General features: G+C 56.1%; 14 protein-coding genes, 15 tRNA genes, 1 rRNA gene and 1 pseudogene (1 of these 31 only partly in view). 30 read left to right on the forward strand and 1 reads right to left on the reverse strand.

Features of this window, described 5'->3' with window-relative positions:
- The 16 genes from Q7F15_RS05375 to Q7F15_RS05450 all read left to right on the forward strand — a co-directional run.
- Positions 1-68 (forward strand): 23S ribosomal RNA (locus Q7F15_RS05375); it begins 2861 nt to the left of the window's first position.
- A gap of 57 nt (positions 69-125) precedes the next feature.
- Positions 126-201: transfer RNA gene (locus Q7F15_RS05380), tRNA-Asn, on the forward strand.
- Between the two features lie 7 nt (positions 202-208).
- Positions 209-284: transfer RNA gene (locus Q7F15_RS05385), tRNA-Thr, on the forward strand.
- 8 nt (positions 285-292) lie between these two features.
- A tRNA-Glu gene (locus tag Q7F15_RS05390) sits at positions 293-369 on the forward strand.
- A 3-nt stretch (positions 370-372) separates the two neighbouring features.
- A tRNA-Val gene (locus Q7F15_RS05395) sits at positions 373-448 on the forward strand.
- A gap of 25 nt (positions 449-473) precedes the next feature.
- A tRNA-Met gene (locus tag Q7F15_RS05400) sits at positions 474-550 on the forward strand.
- A 5-nt stretch (positions 551-555) separates the two neighbouring features.
- Positions 556-632: transfer RNA gene (locus Q7F15_RS05405), tRNA-Asp, on the forward strand.
- An 81-nt stretch (positions 633-713) separates the two neighbouring features.
- A tRNA-Thr gene (locus Q7F15_RS05410) sits at positions 714-789 on the forward strand.
- 13 nt (positions 790-802) lie between these two features.
- Positions 803-887: transfer RNA gene (locus Q7F15_RS05415), tRNA-Tyr, on the forward strand.
- Positions 888-907: 20 nt separating this feature from the next.
- A tRNA-Lys gene (locus Q7F15_RS05420) sits at positions 908-983 on the forward strand.
- Between the two features lie 63 nt (positions 984-1046).
- Positions 1047-1133 (forward strand) — tRNA-Leu (locus tag Q7F15_RS05425).
- Positions 1134-1192: 59 nt separating this feature from the next.
- Positions 1193-1268 (forward strand) — tRNA-Gly (locus Q7F15_RS05430).
- Positions 1269-1289: 21 nt separating this feature from the next.
- A tRNA-Arg gene (locus Q7F15_RS05435) sits at positions 1290-1366 on the forward strand.
- Between the two features lie 86 nt (positions 1367-1452).
- A tRNA-Pro gene (locus Q7F15_RS05440) sits at positions 1453-1529 on the forward strand.
- Positions 1530-1600: 71 nt separating this feature from the next.
- Positions 1601-1688 (forward strand) — tRNA-Leu (locus Q7F15_RS05445).
- 11 nt (positions 1689-1699) lie between these two features.
- A tRNA-Gly gene (locus Q7F15_RS05450) sits at positions 1700-1773 on the forward strand.
- Positions 1774-2007: 234 nt separating this feature from the next.
- On the opposite strand, the gene Q7F15_RS05455 is transcribed toward Q7F15_RS05450, so the two are convergent.
- The gene (locus tag Q7F15_RS05455; RefSeq protein WP_171567607.1) at positions 2008-3162 is read right to left on the reverse strand and encodes a sensor histidine kinase; all 1155 of its coding nucleotides are present in this window, start codon (positions 3160-3162) and stop codon (positions 2008-2010) included.
- A 213-nt stretch (positions 3163-3375) separates the two neighbouring features.
- Between Q7F15_RS05455 and Q7F15_RS05460 the strand changes: the two genes are divergently transcribed.
- The 14 genes and pseudogenes from Q7F15_RS05460 to ytfJ all read left to right on the forward strand — a co-directional run bounded on the left by Q7F15_RS05460 (position 3376) and on the right by ytfJ (position 13202).
- Positions 3376-4029 (forward strand): TerC family protein, encoded by a 654-nt coding sequence (locus Q7F15_RS05460; protein ID WP_304415211.1) that lies wholly within the window; start codon positions 3376-3378, stop codon positions 4027-4029.
- A gap of 104 nt (positions 4030-4133) precedes the next feature.
- Positions 4134-4721, forward strand: a complete 588-nt coding sequence (locus Q7F15_RS05465; protein ID WP_171567605.1) for a YkoP family protein — start codon at positions 4134-4136, stop codon at positions 4719-4721.
- On the forward strand, positions 4718-5848 hold the full coding sequence (locus tag Q7F15_RS05470; RefSeq protein WP_304415212.1) for an MGDG synthase family glycosyltransferase: 1131 nt from the start codon (positions 4718-4720) through the stop codon (positions 5846-5848). The genes Q7F15_RS05465 and Q7F15_RS05470 overlap by 4 nt, the downstream gene beginning before the upstream one ends.
- Before the next feature lie 97 nt (positions 5849-5945).
- A complete protein-coding gene (locus Q7F15_RS05475) occupies positions 5946-6149 on the forward strand; it encodes an alpha/beta-type small acid-soluble spore protein (RefSeq protein WP_171567604.1) in 204 nt (67 codons plus the stop codon).
- A 150-nt stretch (positions 6150-6299) separates the two neighbouring features.
- Positions 6300-6506, forward strand: a complete 207-nt coding sequence (locus Q7F15_RS05480; RefSeq protein ID WP_171567603.1) for a DUF1657 domain-containing protein — start codon at positions 6300-6302, stop codon at positions 6504-6506.
- 69 nt (positions 6507-6575) lie between these two features.
- Positions 6576-7435 (forward strand): annotated as a pseudogene (locus Q7F15_RS05485) (DUF421 domain-containing protein).
- 17 nt (positions 7436-7452) lie between these two features.
- A complete protein-coding gene (gene spoVAC, locus Q7F15_RS05490; protein WP_212132759.1) occupies positions 7453-7926 on the forward strand; it encodes a stage V sporulation protein AC in 474 nt (157 codons plus the stop codon).
- Positions 7927-7929: 3 nt separating this feature from the next.
- The gene (spoVAD, locus tag Q7F15_RS05495; RefSeq protein ID WP_171567600.1) at positions 7930-8949 is read left to right on the forward strand and encodes a stage V sporulation protein AD; all 1020 of its coding nucleotides are present in this window, start codon (positions 7930-7932) and stop codon (positions 8947-8949) included.
- Between the two features lies 1 nt (position 8950).
- On the forward strand, positions 8951-9301 hold the full coding sequence (gene spoVAE / locus Q7F15_RS05500) for a stage V sporulation protein AE (protein WP_171567599.1): 351 nt from the start codon (positions 8951-8953) through the stop codon (positions 9299-9301).
- Positions 9302-9454: 153 nt separating this feature from the next.
- On the forward strand, positions 9455-10042 hold the full coding sequence (gene sleB / locus Q7F15_RS05505; RefSeq protein WP_171567608.1) for a spore cortex-lytic enzyme: 588 nt from the start codon (positions 9455-9457) through the stop codon (positions 10040-10042).
- A gap of 27 nt (positions 10043-10069) precedes the next feature.
- Positions 10070-10735, forward strand: a complete 666-nt coding sequence (locus tag Q7F15_RS05510; protein ID WP_171567598.1) for a L,D-transpeptidase family protein — start codon at positions 10070-10072, stop codon at positions 10733-10735.
- 144 nt (positions 10736-10879) lie between these two features.
- Positions 10880-11851, forward strand: coding sequence for an S-layer homology domain-containing protein (locus tag Q7F15_RS05515; protein WP_212132758.1), 972 nt, complete (start codon positions 10880-10882; stop codon positions 11849-11851).
- A gap of 69 nt (positions 11852-11920) precedes the next feature.
- The gene (locus Q7F15_RS05520) at positions 11921-12583 is read left to right on the forward strand and encodes a DUF2953 domain-containing protein (protein WP_230077253.1); all 663 of its coding nucleotides are present in this window, start codon (positions 11921-11923) and stop codon (positions 12581-12583) included.
- Between the two features lie 160 nt (positions 12584-12743).
- Positions 12744-13202, forward strand: a complete 459-nt coding sequence (gene ytfJ / locus Q7F15_RS05525) for a GerW family sporulation protein (protein ID WP_171567121.1) — start codon at positions 12744-12746, stop codon at positions 13200-13202.
- The last annotated feature ends 66 nt before the right edge of the window (positions 13203-13268 follow it).

Here is a 13268-nt window from a genome sequence, read left to right on the forward strand (position 1 = left end):
TAGGTTCGGTGTGGAAGCGCGGCAACGCGTGGAGCTGACGAATACTAATCGGTCGAGGACTTATCCACTCCAATGATCCTTTGCACCATGCATGTCCAGTTTTGAAGGCGCGAAGTCTTCAACATTCCTCGGTAGCTCAGTCGGTAGAGCAATCGGCTGTTAACCGATCGGTCGGGGGTTCGAGTCCCTCCCGAGGAGCCATTCATCTGCTCCTGTAGCTCAGTCGGTAGAGCGTTTCCATGGTAAGGAAGAGGTCGCAGGTTCGATTCCTGTCGGGAGCACCATTACATATGGCCCGTTGGTGAAGTGGTTTAACACAGCAGCCTTTCACGCTGTCATTCAGGGGTTCGAATCCCCTACGGGTCACCATATGGAGGCTTAGCTCAGCTGGGAGAGCATCTGCCTTACAAGCAGAGGGTCGGCGGTTCGATCCCGTCAGCCTCCACCACTCTTACACAATGATTTCTCACCGTCGCGGGATGGAGCAGTCTGGTAGCTCGTCGGGCTCATAACCCGAAGGTCGCAGGTTCAAATCCTGCTCCCGCAACCAAATCTGGAGCTGTGGTGAAGCTGGAGTTCACGCCGGTCTGTCACACCGGAGGTCGCGGGTTCGAGTCCCGTCAGCTCCGCCAGCTTTTTGAAAATGTACGCCACCTACTTGCGTTAACACACAGTTGACATCGACAATGGGTGTGCTATAATAAGCCAGGTACGCCGGTGTAGCTCAATTGGTAGAGCACCTGACTTGTAATCAGGGGGTTGTGGGTTCGATTCCTATCGCCGGCACCAGGAGAATGAACATGGGGAGATAGCGAAGTGGCTAAACGCGGCAGACTGTAAATCTGCTCCCTCTGGGTTCGGCGGTTCGAATCCGTCTCTCCCCACCATTTCTCCTTATCATGAATATGAGCCATTAGCTCAGTTGGTAGAGCATCTGACTTTTAATCAGAGGGTCGAAGGTTCGAGTCCTTCATGGCTCACCAGTTTTTTACGCAAAGTGCTGCGGGAAGACAGCAGCATGGTGAATGGCGAAAACTTCATATCGTGCGGTCGTGGCGGAATTGGCAGACGCGCTAGATTCAGGTTCTAGTGGTGGCAACACCGTGGAGGTTCAAGTCCTCTCGACCGCACCATATCCCCAAAAGGCGAAAGCTTTTCAAGCCCAAACGGCTTTTGTCGGGGTGTTGCGAATGCGGACGTAGCTCAATTGGTAGAGCGTCGCCTTGCCAAGGCGAAGGTCGCGGGTTCGAGACCCGTCGTCCGCTCCATTTTTATTTCTATCTAAACATGTGCCCTTAGCTCAGCTGGATAGAGCGTTTGACTACGAATCAAAAGGTCGGGAGTTCGAATCTCTCAGGGCACGCCATCATTTAGAGGTGAAGAGGTTGCTGGGGGAAGCGAACCGGCCACGCCGTTTCTGTCACTCCTCCACCTCCGCATCTCCCCATCCAACGGGAAGTAGCTCAGCTTGGTAGAGTACTTGGCTTGGGACCAAGGGGTCGCAGGTTCGAATCCTGTCTTCCCGACCATGTTTTTTCCCAAAAAGGAACGGATGCTCCCAGGGAGCAGGCGGACGTTTTTGGGGGAGGGCCAAAACAGCGCCGGGGTGGCGGAATAGGCAGACGCAACAGACTTAAAATCTGTCGGGAGTTTCTCCCGTACCGGTTCGAGTCCGGTCCTCGGCACCAATACACGCCGTGCGGGTGTAGTTCAGTGGTAGAACCCCAGCCTTCCAAGCTGGTCGCGTGGGTTCGATTCCCATCACCCGCTCCATACGCAATGCAAAACAGACGGACGATACATGTCCGTCTGTTTTTTGTATGTGGTGGAGAGCGTTTGGCTGCAACAGCCCTTTGTTTAAATTTGTCGAAAAATGTAAGATGGTTAAGGGTGGTAGAAACATATGTTTTCGTGTAGAGTAAGGCTAAGATCGCTTACCCGATAGGTAACGGATCTCTTGCCTCGCCTCCTGCACCGTGCAGGAGGTTTTTTTTCGTCGACGGCCGTTCAACTGAACGCAGAAAGACGGTCAGTAGCAATCGGCAGCCTCACGATGAAGCGGGTGGACTCCTCCGTCGATTCACAGGAGATAGTGCCGTTGTGCTTTTCAATGATGTTTTTGCAGATGGACAAACCGATCCCCGTGCCGTTCTGCTTGGTGGTGAAAAACGGCTGAAACAGATTTTCCACGATCTCCGCCGGGATCATTTCTCCGTTGTTTTCGACGGTCAACTGCAGCCATCCGCCCTCGCAGTGGGAGATGACGCGGATTGACTTGTTCAGACGGGTCTGGACGGCATCAATGGCGTTGTTGAGCAAATTGACCATCACCTGCTTGAGACCTTCTTCGTAGCAGTACAGGGTACACGGTTCAATGTGCTTGTCAAAGCAAATGTTTTCCCCCACCAGCCGCGGCGTAATCAGCAGTTCCACGTCGTAGAGGACCTGTCTGATTTCCACCGTCTTGTATACCTCGTCCAGAATCGGCTTTTTCGAAAAGCTGAGGAAGCCGGTAATCTGCCGGTGCAAATTTTCAAATTCGTGCATGACCACCTGGATGTAGGACTGCAGCTTGTCCTGCCCCTGGGTGGATTCGGAGATCAGCTTCAGGAAGCCTTCTATCGCGCATAGTGGATTGCGCAGTTCATGAGCCATGTTGGCAGCGATTTTGCCCAGCATGGTTAATTTGTCGTTGTGCAAATAGGAGATGGTTTCTTCCTTTTGGACGAGCTCCTTGTTGATCATTTGCTCGAAGTGGTACACGGCCCAGTAGACGCTCTCGTCCATGGCTTTTCCCAACTGAGTTTCCAGGTACAGCATCTCTTCCGGCGCCAACGACCATTGCTGCAGTTCCGGACGGAGGACCCGCCAGAATACGTTCCGGTACAACTGGTACGTACGCAAAATCGATGAAAACGGGAATTCCTGTGAGCGCATCCACTCGCCCATGTCCAGCGACCAGGCCTGCATGTCACCGTCGACGTCTTCCACCAGATAGCGAGCCAGGAGCACAGTCCGCTTCTCGGCAAAATTGCGGGGAATCGTCAACGGAGTATCCATGCTGATCACGATTTCCTGCAGCCACAGCGTCGTGATCGTCGGCGTCATATCAAGAATTTTCTGTGAAACATCGTGAAGATTTAGAGACACTGTTTCCGCCATAGCTTTTCCCACCCCAACTTTAATCGTACGGAAGGACGCCCAGAAAAACAAGGTATGTTTATCCTATTTTTCACATTAAAATGTTTTTTATGGAAGTATTTTTCTACAAAAAACGCGTTTTCTCGCCTTTTTTCGGAAAGAAAAGCGCTCATTAGTCCGCAAACAGGCGCATAGAGTAAGAAGGACAAACTCAGACGGGCAGGGGAGGCGGAGATGGACGGGCAATTTTGGCTGGGGTTCGTGCACATTTTTCTGATAGACGTCGTGCTCAGCAGCGACAATGCCGTCGTCATCGGCATGGCCTGCCGGAGACTGCCGGAGCCGGAACGCCGGCGGGCTGTCCTCTACGGAACGCTCGGGGCCATCCTGATGCGCGTCCTGCTGACAGGCATGGCCACCTGGATGCTCGACATTCCGCTGGTCAAGGCGGTGGGAGGGGTGCTGCTCCTGTGGATTGCCTGCAAATTGATCTTCGGCGGCGGCCAGGAGGAGACGATCGAGGTCAGATACGGCAGCAATGTTGGCCAGGCAGTCAAGACGATCCTGTTGGCCGATTTTGTCATGAGCCTGGACAATGTGCTGGCAGTGGGCGGAGCTGCCCATGGGGATATTGTGCTGGTGATCCTGGGGCTGGGCATGAGCATTTCCCTCTTGATGTGGGGGAGCACCTGGATTTCGCGGCTGATGAACCGCTTCCACAGCTTGGTGATCGTCGGCGGAGGCATTCTGGCCTACACTGCGACGGACATGTGTCTGGAAGATCCGTACGTTTGGAACGCACTTAACCCGCTTCTTCTGAACCACGCCTGGCTGCCGCTGTTGGTGGCGGTGGCGGTAATGGCACTGGGCCGCTTCGGAAAAACGTAGGGAGACGAGGGAGGGCGAGCGGTGTTCCCGGTGATTTCGCGAGAAGGATCGGGGCATACTACAGGGTAAGAAGAAAGCCTGACGATGAAAGGATCCGATCGCAGATGAATACGGGTATCTTGATGTTGTGGGGCGTTTGGGACACGATCTACCAACGCTGCACGCGGCTCAGATACGTTGACAAAGACAACAACATATTTCGTGTCGTTTTATTGCGCTACCGGGGTGAGCCGCTCGTTACATCCGATCAACGCGTCATTCGCGACGGGGATCTGATTTTGAAACTGCATATCCACAATTACTATTTTGCCAAGCAAAGCCAAGGCGTAAAGGACGACCTGCGGCTGGTCTTGCTGCTCCGTCATCACATCATGCGCTCCCTGCCGCAGTTGGCGGCGTATCTGGATGGGCATAAGGATCGGGACCGCATCAAGGGCATCGTCGGTACCACCATGCTGCACAAGGGAGTGAAACCGCTCGGGTTTTCCATCTCGGACGTGCCGATGAACTGGTTTTTTCGCTACAAGCGCTGGTATCTCAGACTGATGGTGCGCCTGATCCATCCCGACGGCAAGCGGCGCATTCAGCGTTGGGACCGGGAGATGCCGCTGAAGCGGGTGTACATGTCCAAAGAGGAGTTGCTTCGCCGTTATCTGCCACGGCAGCAGGAACCGGCGGGTGATCGGCAGTGAACGGGAAGCGCCTGCTGGTTGTAACCGAGGAATGGGCCGGCAGCGGACACCGGATGGCGGCGGAAGCGCTGCGCGAGGCGGTGGTGGAACGCTGCCCCGACGTGTACGCCCGCGTGGAGGGCGGATTGCAGGCGGCCAGCCCGGCATTGCGGGAGTTGTCCCGTTTTTTTTATGGGCAGATGCTGCGCTATAGTCCAACGCTCTGGCAGCGTCTGTACGACCGCGAGCAGATGTGGGGTACGGCCCTCGCCAAGCCGATAGGGGCCTTTCTGGCGCGACGTCTTATCCGCGACCTGTTGGAACGGGAACAGCCGGACGTCGTCGCCGCCACTCACGCCTACTGCTTGCCCGCCCTGGCACACGCCAGGAAAAAGGCAGGCAAGCGGTTCCGGCTGGTCAGCATACCGACCGATTTCCACGTCCACAGGTTTTGGGTGCATCCCGAGATTGACGGTTACGTCGTGGCACACGAGCGGCTGGCGGAGCTTCTGGAGCGCCGTCACGGCGTAAAACGGGAAAGGATTCACGTATACGGCATTCCGGTGCGTCCGGTGTTTGCTGCGGCGGCGCGGGAAGAGAAAGCGTATTGGAAAGCGCGGATGGGACTGTCGCCCGACCAGTTTACCGTACTGGTGTGCGGGGGAGAGGGCGGCCACGGCGGCATGGAGGAAGTGGTCCGGTCCTTGTTGAACGTGCCGGAACCGCTGCACATCGTGGTGATTACGGGAAAAAACGAGCCGATCAGGCAGCGGCTGTCGCTGCTCGCCGGACAGCCTCATCCGCTGCACCGCCTCGTGGTAAAAGGGTACGAGCCGTCCATTTGGGAGTGGATCGGCGCAGCCGATGCCTATGTCACCAAGCCGGGCGGCATCAGTTGTGCGGAAGCGCTGGCGCTCCGGACACCGCTGATCCTGTATCGGCCGCTGCCGGGGCAAGAGCGCCACAATTTGTCGTTTTTACTCCAGCATAAGGCCGCTGCGTGGGCGGAACGGTCCGAGGAGATTGCGCGTCTGATCGTTCGCTGGCGGTGCAATCCGGAAGAGCGGGAGGAGATGGTTCGCCGCATGGATGCTCTGCGTCAACCCGATGCGGCCCGGCGCATCGCCGACTTTCTGCTCTCGCTATAACGCTATAAATTGCCAGTGAAATCCCTGCTCTGACAATGCATGAAGCTATCGGCCATCACACATATTAAAGCTACAAACAACGAGGAGGTGAACACAGATGCCGAACAACAACCGTTCCAGCAACAACCTGCTGGTGCCGCAAGCCAACCAAGCTCTGGACCAACTGAAGTATGAAATCGCTGCCGAGTTTGGTGTACAACTTGGCCCAGACACCACTTCCCGTCAAAACGGTTCTGTCGGAGGAGAGATCACCAAGCGTCTGGTGTCCTTCGCTGAACAACAACTTGCTGGCCGTGCATAACCAAATAGGTTGGATGTGGAAAGGCACCTGTTCGGGTGTCTTTCCTTTTTGTTCGATCATCTGTAAAAAATTACAAAAAGTGGGTGGACATCATAGGAGAATATTTTGCCCCCCTTTGCTGAATCTAAAGGTGCTAGGAGGTGAAGGCAAATGACCGTCGCATCGCAAGTAAAACAAACGCTGGCCAGCCTGAAAGGGGCACAGGCCAACCTGGAGCAGTTTGCACTCAGCACGCAAAATCAACAGGCCAAACAATTGTACACCCAAGCGGCCCAGCAGACGCAGTCGATCATCGACAATCTGCAGCAGCGGGTAACGGAACTGGAAAACGAAGAACCTCAATACAAGGGATTTTAAACGGTTTGTTCGCAGGACGGGGGGAGGCACGCTCTCTCCTCTCCCGCGTCAAGCCAGGAGGTGAACACAATGCCTGAGTGGCTCAACCTTGTCATCCGCTCCGTCGTGGCACTGGTGTACCTGTTCATTTTGACAAAGCTGATCGGCAAGCGGCAGATCAGACAGCTTACATACATCGAGTACATCGTGGGCATTTCGATCGGGTCCATTGCGGCATTCATGGCCAGCGACATGGACGGTCCGATCTATCACAGCCTCGTAGCCATGACGATCTTTGCCCTCATTCCGGTAGCCATAGAGTGGCTTTCGCTGAAAAGCAAGAAGATCAGGGACGTAGTGGAAGGAAAGGCTACCATTCTGATCAAGGACGGCAAGATTTTGGAAGACAACCTGAAAAAAGAGCGGCTGACGGCGGAAGACCTGATGGAGCAACTGCGGATGAAAAACGTGTTTCGCTTGGCGGACGTGGAATTTGCGCTGATGGAGACGAACGGCGAAATTAGCGTACTGCTCAAATCACAGCATCGGCCGGTCACCCCGCAGGATCTCGACCTGCCTGTTGCACAGGCGGAGGAACCACAGGCGGTGATCATGGACGGCACCATCATGGACGAATCGCTGGCCAATCTGGGACTGAACCGCAACTGGTTGCGCATGGAACTGCAAAAAGCGGGTGTGGCCCTGGAGAACGTGTTTCTTGGCCAGGTAGACCGGGCTGGACAGCTCTATTTGGATTTGTACGATGACAAGATCAATGTGCCTCCCCCCAAGCATTGAAGCTGACCTACGCGCTTCTGAAAAAGTGCCAGGCCGATCTGGAGATGTTTGCCTTGTCGACGAAAGACAAGCAGGCCAAGCAGGTTTACGAAAAGGACGCGGAGCATCTGCAGCGCGTGATTGATCAGGTGAAGCCGTTCTTGACCCAATGAGGAAAGGAGGGGTATAGGTGACGGACCAAAAAAAGAAAAAGCTGACGCCCACCCAGCAGCAGTATCAGCAGTTGGCCAAACGGCACGAACCGCCGCGCCCCTTGTTGAAAAACTTTGTCCGGGCGTTTCTCGTCGGCGGACTGATTTGTGTGCTGGGGCAGGCCATTCAAGAAGGTTTTATCCATTACTTTCACTTTACCGAAAAAACAGCAGGCAACCCTACCGTGGCAGTGCTGATTTTTCTCTCCGCCCTGTTGACGGGACTCGGGGTGTACGATCGCATCGCCCAGTGGGCAGGGGCCGGAACCAGCGTGCCGGTGACCGGCTTCGCCAATTCCATCGCATCGGCGGCGATCGAACATCGCAGCGAAGGTTTTGTGCTCGGGGTGGGCGGCAACATGTTCAAACTGGCCGGATCGGTCATCGTGTTTGGGGTGACGTCCGCGTTTGTGATCGGGTTGATTAAAACGCTGATGAAAATGGGAGGGTAGAGCATGAGACAGGGGCATCAATCATGGGTCTTTCCTTCCAGGCCGGTGATCGTCGGGGCGGCCGCGATCGGCGGCCCGTTTGAAGCCAAAGGACCGTTGGCCGACGATTTTGACACGCTGCACGGCGATTTGATGATGGGGCAGGACAGTTGGGAAAAGGCCGAGAGGGTCTTGCTGGAGGAAGCCTGCGACAAGGCGGTGGAAAAGGCGATGCTGCGAAAAGACGACATCCACTTCCTGCTCGCCGGCGATCTGACGAACCAGCTTATCACCGCCAATTTTTCGGCTCGCACGCTGGGGATTCCCTATCTGGGCCTGTTTGGAGCCTGCTCTACCGCGATGGAAAGTCTGGCACTGGGGTCCCTGCTGGTGGATAGCCAGTCGGCCGATTACGTGCTGGCCGCAACCGCCAGCCACAACGGATCGGCGGAAAAGCAGTACCGCTACCCGACCGAATATGGTTCGCAAAAACCGCCCACCGCTCAATGGACGGTCACAGGGGCGGGAGCGGCGGTCATCGCCCGCCAGGGAAAAGGACCGCATGTCGTGGCCGCCACGATTGGGCGTGTGGTGGACATGGGGTTGTCCGATCCGTTCAACATGGGAGCGGCCATGGCACCTGCTGCCTTGGATACGCTGGAAGCTCATTTCCGCGACCTGGGGCTGCCCCACGATCATTACGACCTGGTGGTGACCGGAGACCTGGGGAAGGTGGGCCATTCCATTCTGTCGGAACTGCTGCCCAAGCACAATCTCCACATTCCGCTGGATCGTTACCAGGACTGCGGCCGGATGATTTACGGCGACAATCCTGTCGTCTGGTCGGGCGGCAGCGGATGCGGCTGTGTCGCTACCGTCACGTATGGCCATCTGCTCAACCAAATGAAGGCGGGCAAGTGGAGACGAATCCTGGTGGTGGCGACGGGTGCGCTGCTTTCTCCCATCTCCTATCAGCAGGGAGAGAGCATTCCGTGCATTGCCCACGCCGTGGCAATCGAATCAGAGCCGAATGAGGAGGGATAACGTGACGTTTTTCTGGGCGTTTTTGGTAGGAGGAACCATTTGTCTCATCGGCCAGTTTTTGCTCGATGTCGTCAAGCTGACGCCAGCCCACACCATGTCCTCATTGGTGGTGGCCGGGGCCGTGCTGGATGGCCTCGGCCTGTACGATCCGCTGATCGAGTTTGCCGGCGCCGGGGCCACAGTCCCCATTACCAGTTTTGGCAATGCACTGGTGCATGGTGCGCTGGCGGAGGCGGAAAAACATGGATTGGTGGGGATCATCACCGGCATTTTTGAGGTGACCAGCGCAGGCGTCTCCGCTGCGATTGTGTTCGGCTTTTTTGCCGCATTGGTTTTCCGTCCCAAAGGATAGCGAAACAACAGTGCAATTTTCCAGAGCTGGCAGAAAGCTTGAATTGAACCGCATTCATCCCAACAGCTAGAATGGTGGCTTGAGGAGGGATGAACAGTGTTCAAGCGAAAACCGTTAACCTCCCTGCTGTTGACGCTTGTTGTCGCGCTGCTGATGACGGCGGCGCCTGCTTCGGCGGCCCCCTTGCTGAAACAAGGGAGCAAGGGCGGAGACGTCTGGGACTTGCAGTACCGGCTGCAGGTGCTTGGATACTACCAACAGCCGCTGGATGGAAAATTCGGACCGCACACCCGCCAAGCCGTCAAGCAGTTTCAGCGCAACTACGGTTTGGTTGCCGACGGGATAGCCGGCAGGAATACCTGGCGGACGCTGAAAAAAGTATCGGTCAACCGGGAGGAAATGATACTGCTGGCCCGCCTGGTACATGCGGAAGCGCGTGGTGAGCCGTACGTCGGACAGGTGGCTGTAGCCGCTGTCGTCATGAACCGTTTGCAGTCGCCGCAATTTCCTCATACGATAAAGGGCATCATCTTTGAGCCGTACGCTTTTACCGCGGTGGACGACGGCCAGTTCTGGCTCGCTCCCAATCAAACGGCGTATCGTGCAGCGTACGACGCGGTTCGCGGCTGGGACCCGTCGGGCGGTGCCCTGTACTACTTCAACCCGGCTACGGCGACATCCCGCTGGATTTGGTCCCGCCCGCAAATCAAACGGATCGGTCAGCACATTTTCGCACGATAATACACGTAACGGAGCGATGGAATTGTCATGCGACCAATTCTCACGGTTCTCACCCTGCTGATTGCACTGTACGCCCCCGTCTCGACGGTTTCGGCCAAGCAGCCGGAAGAGGAAGCGTCTGTCCTTTTGTACGTAAACCTGTGGAAGAAGCGTCTCTACCTGCAAACGTCAACAGGAGAAGTGCTGGCGTCTTTCCCGATCGCTCCCGGCGCCGTCGATACACCTTCGCCGATCGGAGTCTATTCCGTCATTCAGAAAGCGAAAAACTGGGGCGGAGGATTCGGGTCCAGGTGGTTGGGCATCAATGTGGAGTGGGGAACGTACGGTATTCACGGCACCAACAGACCGGAGCAAATTGGGCGTTATGTCAGCCATGGCTGCTTTCGGATGCGAAACCAAGACATCGAAAAGATCTATCCGCATGTCCGCATCGGAACACCGGTCATCATCGATGGACCGATCATGGGGCATGAGCGGCTGACCTATCGCATTCTGGTTCCGGGGAGCCGCGGCTCACTGGTCAAGCTGGTGCAAAATCGCCTGAAGGCTGCCGGTTACTACGGGGGCAAGGTTCACGGCCGTTTTGACAAGCAAACGGAGCAGGCCGTCTTTCGGTTCCAGAAAGGAGAAGGTCTACCCGTTACAGGCCAGATCCGATTTGAGGATTTGGTACATTTGGGCATTGTCGAGTAACCCCTTTCCTGCAAACAGGAAAGGGGTTTTCCTTTTGACGGGAAATCGGGAAATCGCTGGAAAACATTGTAGGTTGTTTTCTGACAATTTTCCGATAGAATGAAACGAGAGAAAAATCAGCATGTTTGTTTCAGGAGGTTGATGATGAGAAAGCTGCTGATCCTGGCCTCTCTGGCAGCCATCTTCGGGATGGGCGCGCCGGCGGCAGAGGCGGAGACAACACCTGTAACCACACCATTTGCTGACGTTGACGGACATTGGGCAAAAAAAGAAATCAACAACCTGTACATAGCGGGGGGCGTTGAACGGGCGGAGCGCTTCCGTCCGGACGATCCGGTCACCCGCGGCGAATTGATCGCAATGTTTCTCAAGGCAAAAGGGATTAAGCCAGTGGCGGGCAATACCTCGCCGTTTGCAGACGTGCCGCGTGACAGCTGGCTGGCCCCCTACGCCGACACCGCATACCGGCTGGGGATCATCCACGGCCAAAAGATAGGCGGTCGAGTGTACCTGCATCCCGGCAATCCCGTTCAGCGGGAAGAACTGGTCTCCATCCTGACACGGGCGACCGGAGACAGCGGAAAGGTAAACCAGCTCGGCTGGACGGCTTCCTACAAGACGCTTTTGCATTATCCCGACGGGCAAGCAGTGGGGGAAGTGTTCCAGCGGCCGTTTGTGTACGCGCTGAAGAACGGTCTGGTCGGTGCCTATCCTGACAGCACCCTGAAGCCGGACAAGCCGATGACCCGAGCGGAAGCAGCCACGTACGCCGCCCTCCATCTGCTTCCCGACAAGCCACAGGCAGCGCAGCAGAGACTGGCCAATATCGGTACGCCGTACGAACGGATGCTGACGGTGCAGACGACGGCGTACAGCTACCCGAGCGACAACGTGTTCTCTTATCTGGGCTACCCGCTGCGCAAGGGTGTCGTGGCGGTCGACCCCAACGTTATTCCGCTGGGAAGCCACCTGTACATTGAAGGGTACGGCTACGCGGTCGCGGCCGACATCGGAGGGGCGGTCAAACAGCATCACGTGGACCTGTTCCTGCCGACCCTGCAGCAAGCGCGAAACCACGGTCTGCAAAAGAATGTGCGCGTTTATATTCTGGATTGACAACCCATACATGGAACATAATTCCCACTCTTTCCATTCATACTAACAGGGAAAGGGTGGGATTTTTTGATGGTCTGGCTGATCGTGGGCTTCCTTGCTCTGGTAGCGATAATAGCTGTGACGCCGATACGGATCGCGATTGCCTACAATCGGGTCGGGGAAAACGACCATCTCGTGGTGGAAATCTCCGCCTGGTTTCGTCTGATTAGGAGAAAGTACGAACTGCCGGTCCTGCTGCTGAAGCAGACGCAGGAAGGGACGGAATTGAAAGCGAAGGTCGAAAAGGTGAGCGGGCAGTCGGTGATGGACGAATCGATTCAGGACGTCACCTCCAGACAGGTGAAGCAGTGGAAAAACAAGTACCAGGACCTGCTGAAACGGGTGCATGACCTGCAGCCGGTAGTACGGGCGTTTGTGCGTCAGATCCGCTGTTCCCGCCTGGAGTGGCATACCGTGTTGGGAACGGGAGAAGCTGCGGAAACAGGCACGCTGTTGGGGCTCGCCTGGGGAGTCAAAAGCATGCTGGTGAGCGTCTTTTCCGGCGCTGTCTCGCTGCGCAGCATTCCGCGTCTCAGTGTGCAGCCGGTCTGGAACCAGGCAGTGATCCGGACACAGTTTCGCTGCGTTTTGCATGTTTGGCTGGGACACGTGCTGTTGGCCGGCATACGGCTGCTGCTTCGCTGGCAAATCGGACGCCGGCGCGAGTGGAAAACGGCGCCGACCGAGGCATGAAGCTGTTACAATCGACGTCCGGAAGCGGACTGTGCTCGTTTTCCCAAAGCGGATGACATCAGTCCCCCGGTACATGCCCCGTTCTTGTTTTGGGCATGCTAACAAATGCTTATGAAGACACGCTCAGACGGAGATTTCATCTCGACAAGGAGGAAACGGCATGGCAGACCATCCCATTCAGGGATTAATGAGAACCGCAATGGAAAACATCAAGCAAATGGTGGATGTCAATACAATTATCGGTGATCCAGTGGAGACGCCGGACGGCAGCGTAATACTGCCGATCTCCAAGGTTGGGTTTGGTTTCGCAGCGGGAGGAAGCGAATTCCAGTATGAGAAGGATCATGCCGGAGTCCTCGGCCATCCGTTCGGCGGGGGAAGCGGCGGCGGGGTGTCGATCACGCCGGTGGCGTTTTTGGTCGTGGGCAAGCAGGGAATTCGCTCGATTCCGTTGGAAAATACGACCCATCTGTACGATCGGATACTGGACTCGATTCCGCAGGTTGTGGACAAACTGCAGAGCTTGATGGGCAAGAAAGAGCAGGCGTCCGTGACGTCCACCACGTATATCACCGACGCGGACGAACACGACTTGGAAGAACTGATCAAGCGCAGCTAAACGAAACCGACCATATGAAAACAACAGGTATGCCGCATGAAAGGCATACCTGTTGTGCATTGCAGG

It is taken from the genome of Brevibacillus aydinogluensis, assembly GCF_961514395.1.
Taxonomy (GTDB): Bacteria; Bacillota; Bacilli; order Brevibacillales; family Brevibacillaceae; genus Brevibacillus; species Brevibacillus aydinogluensis.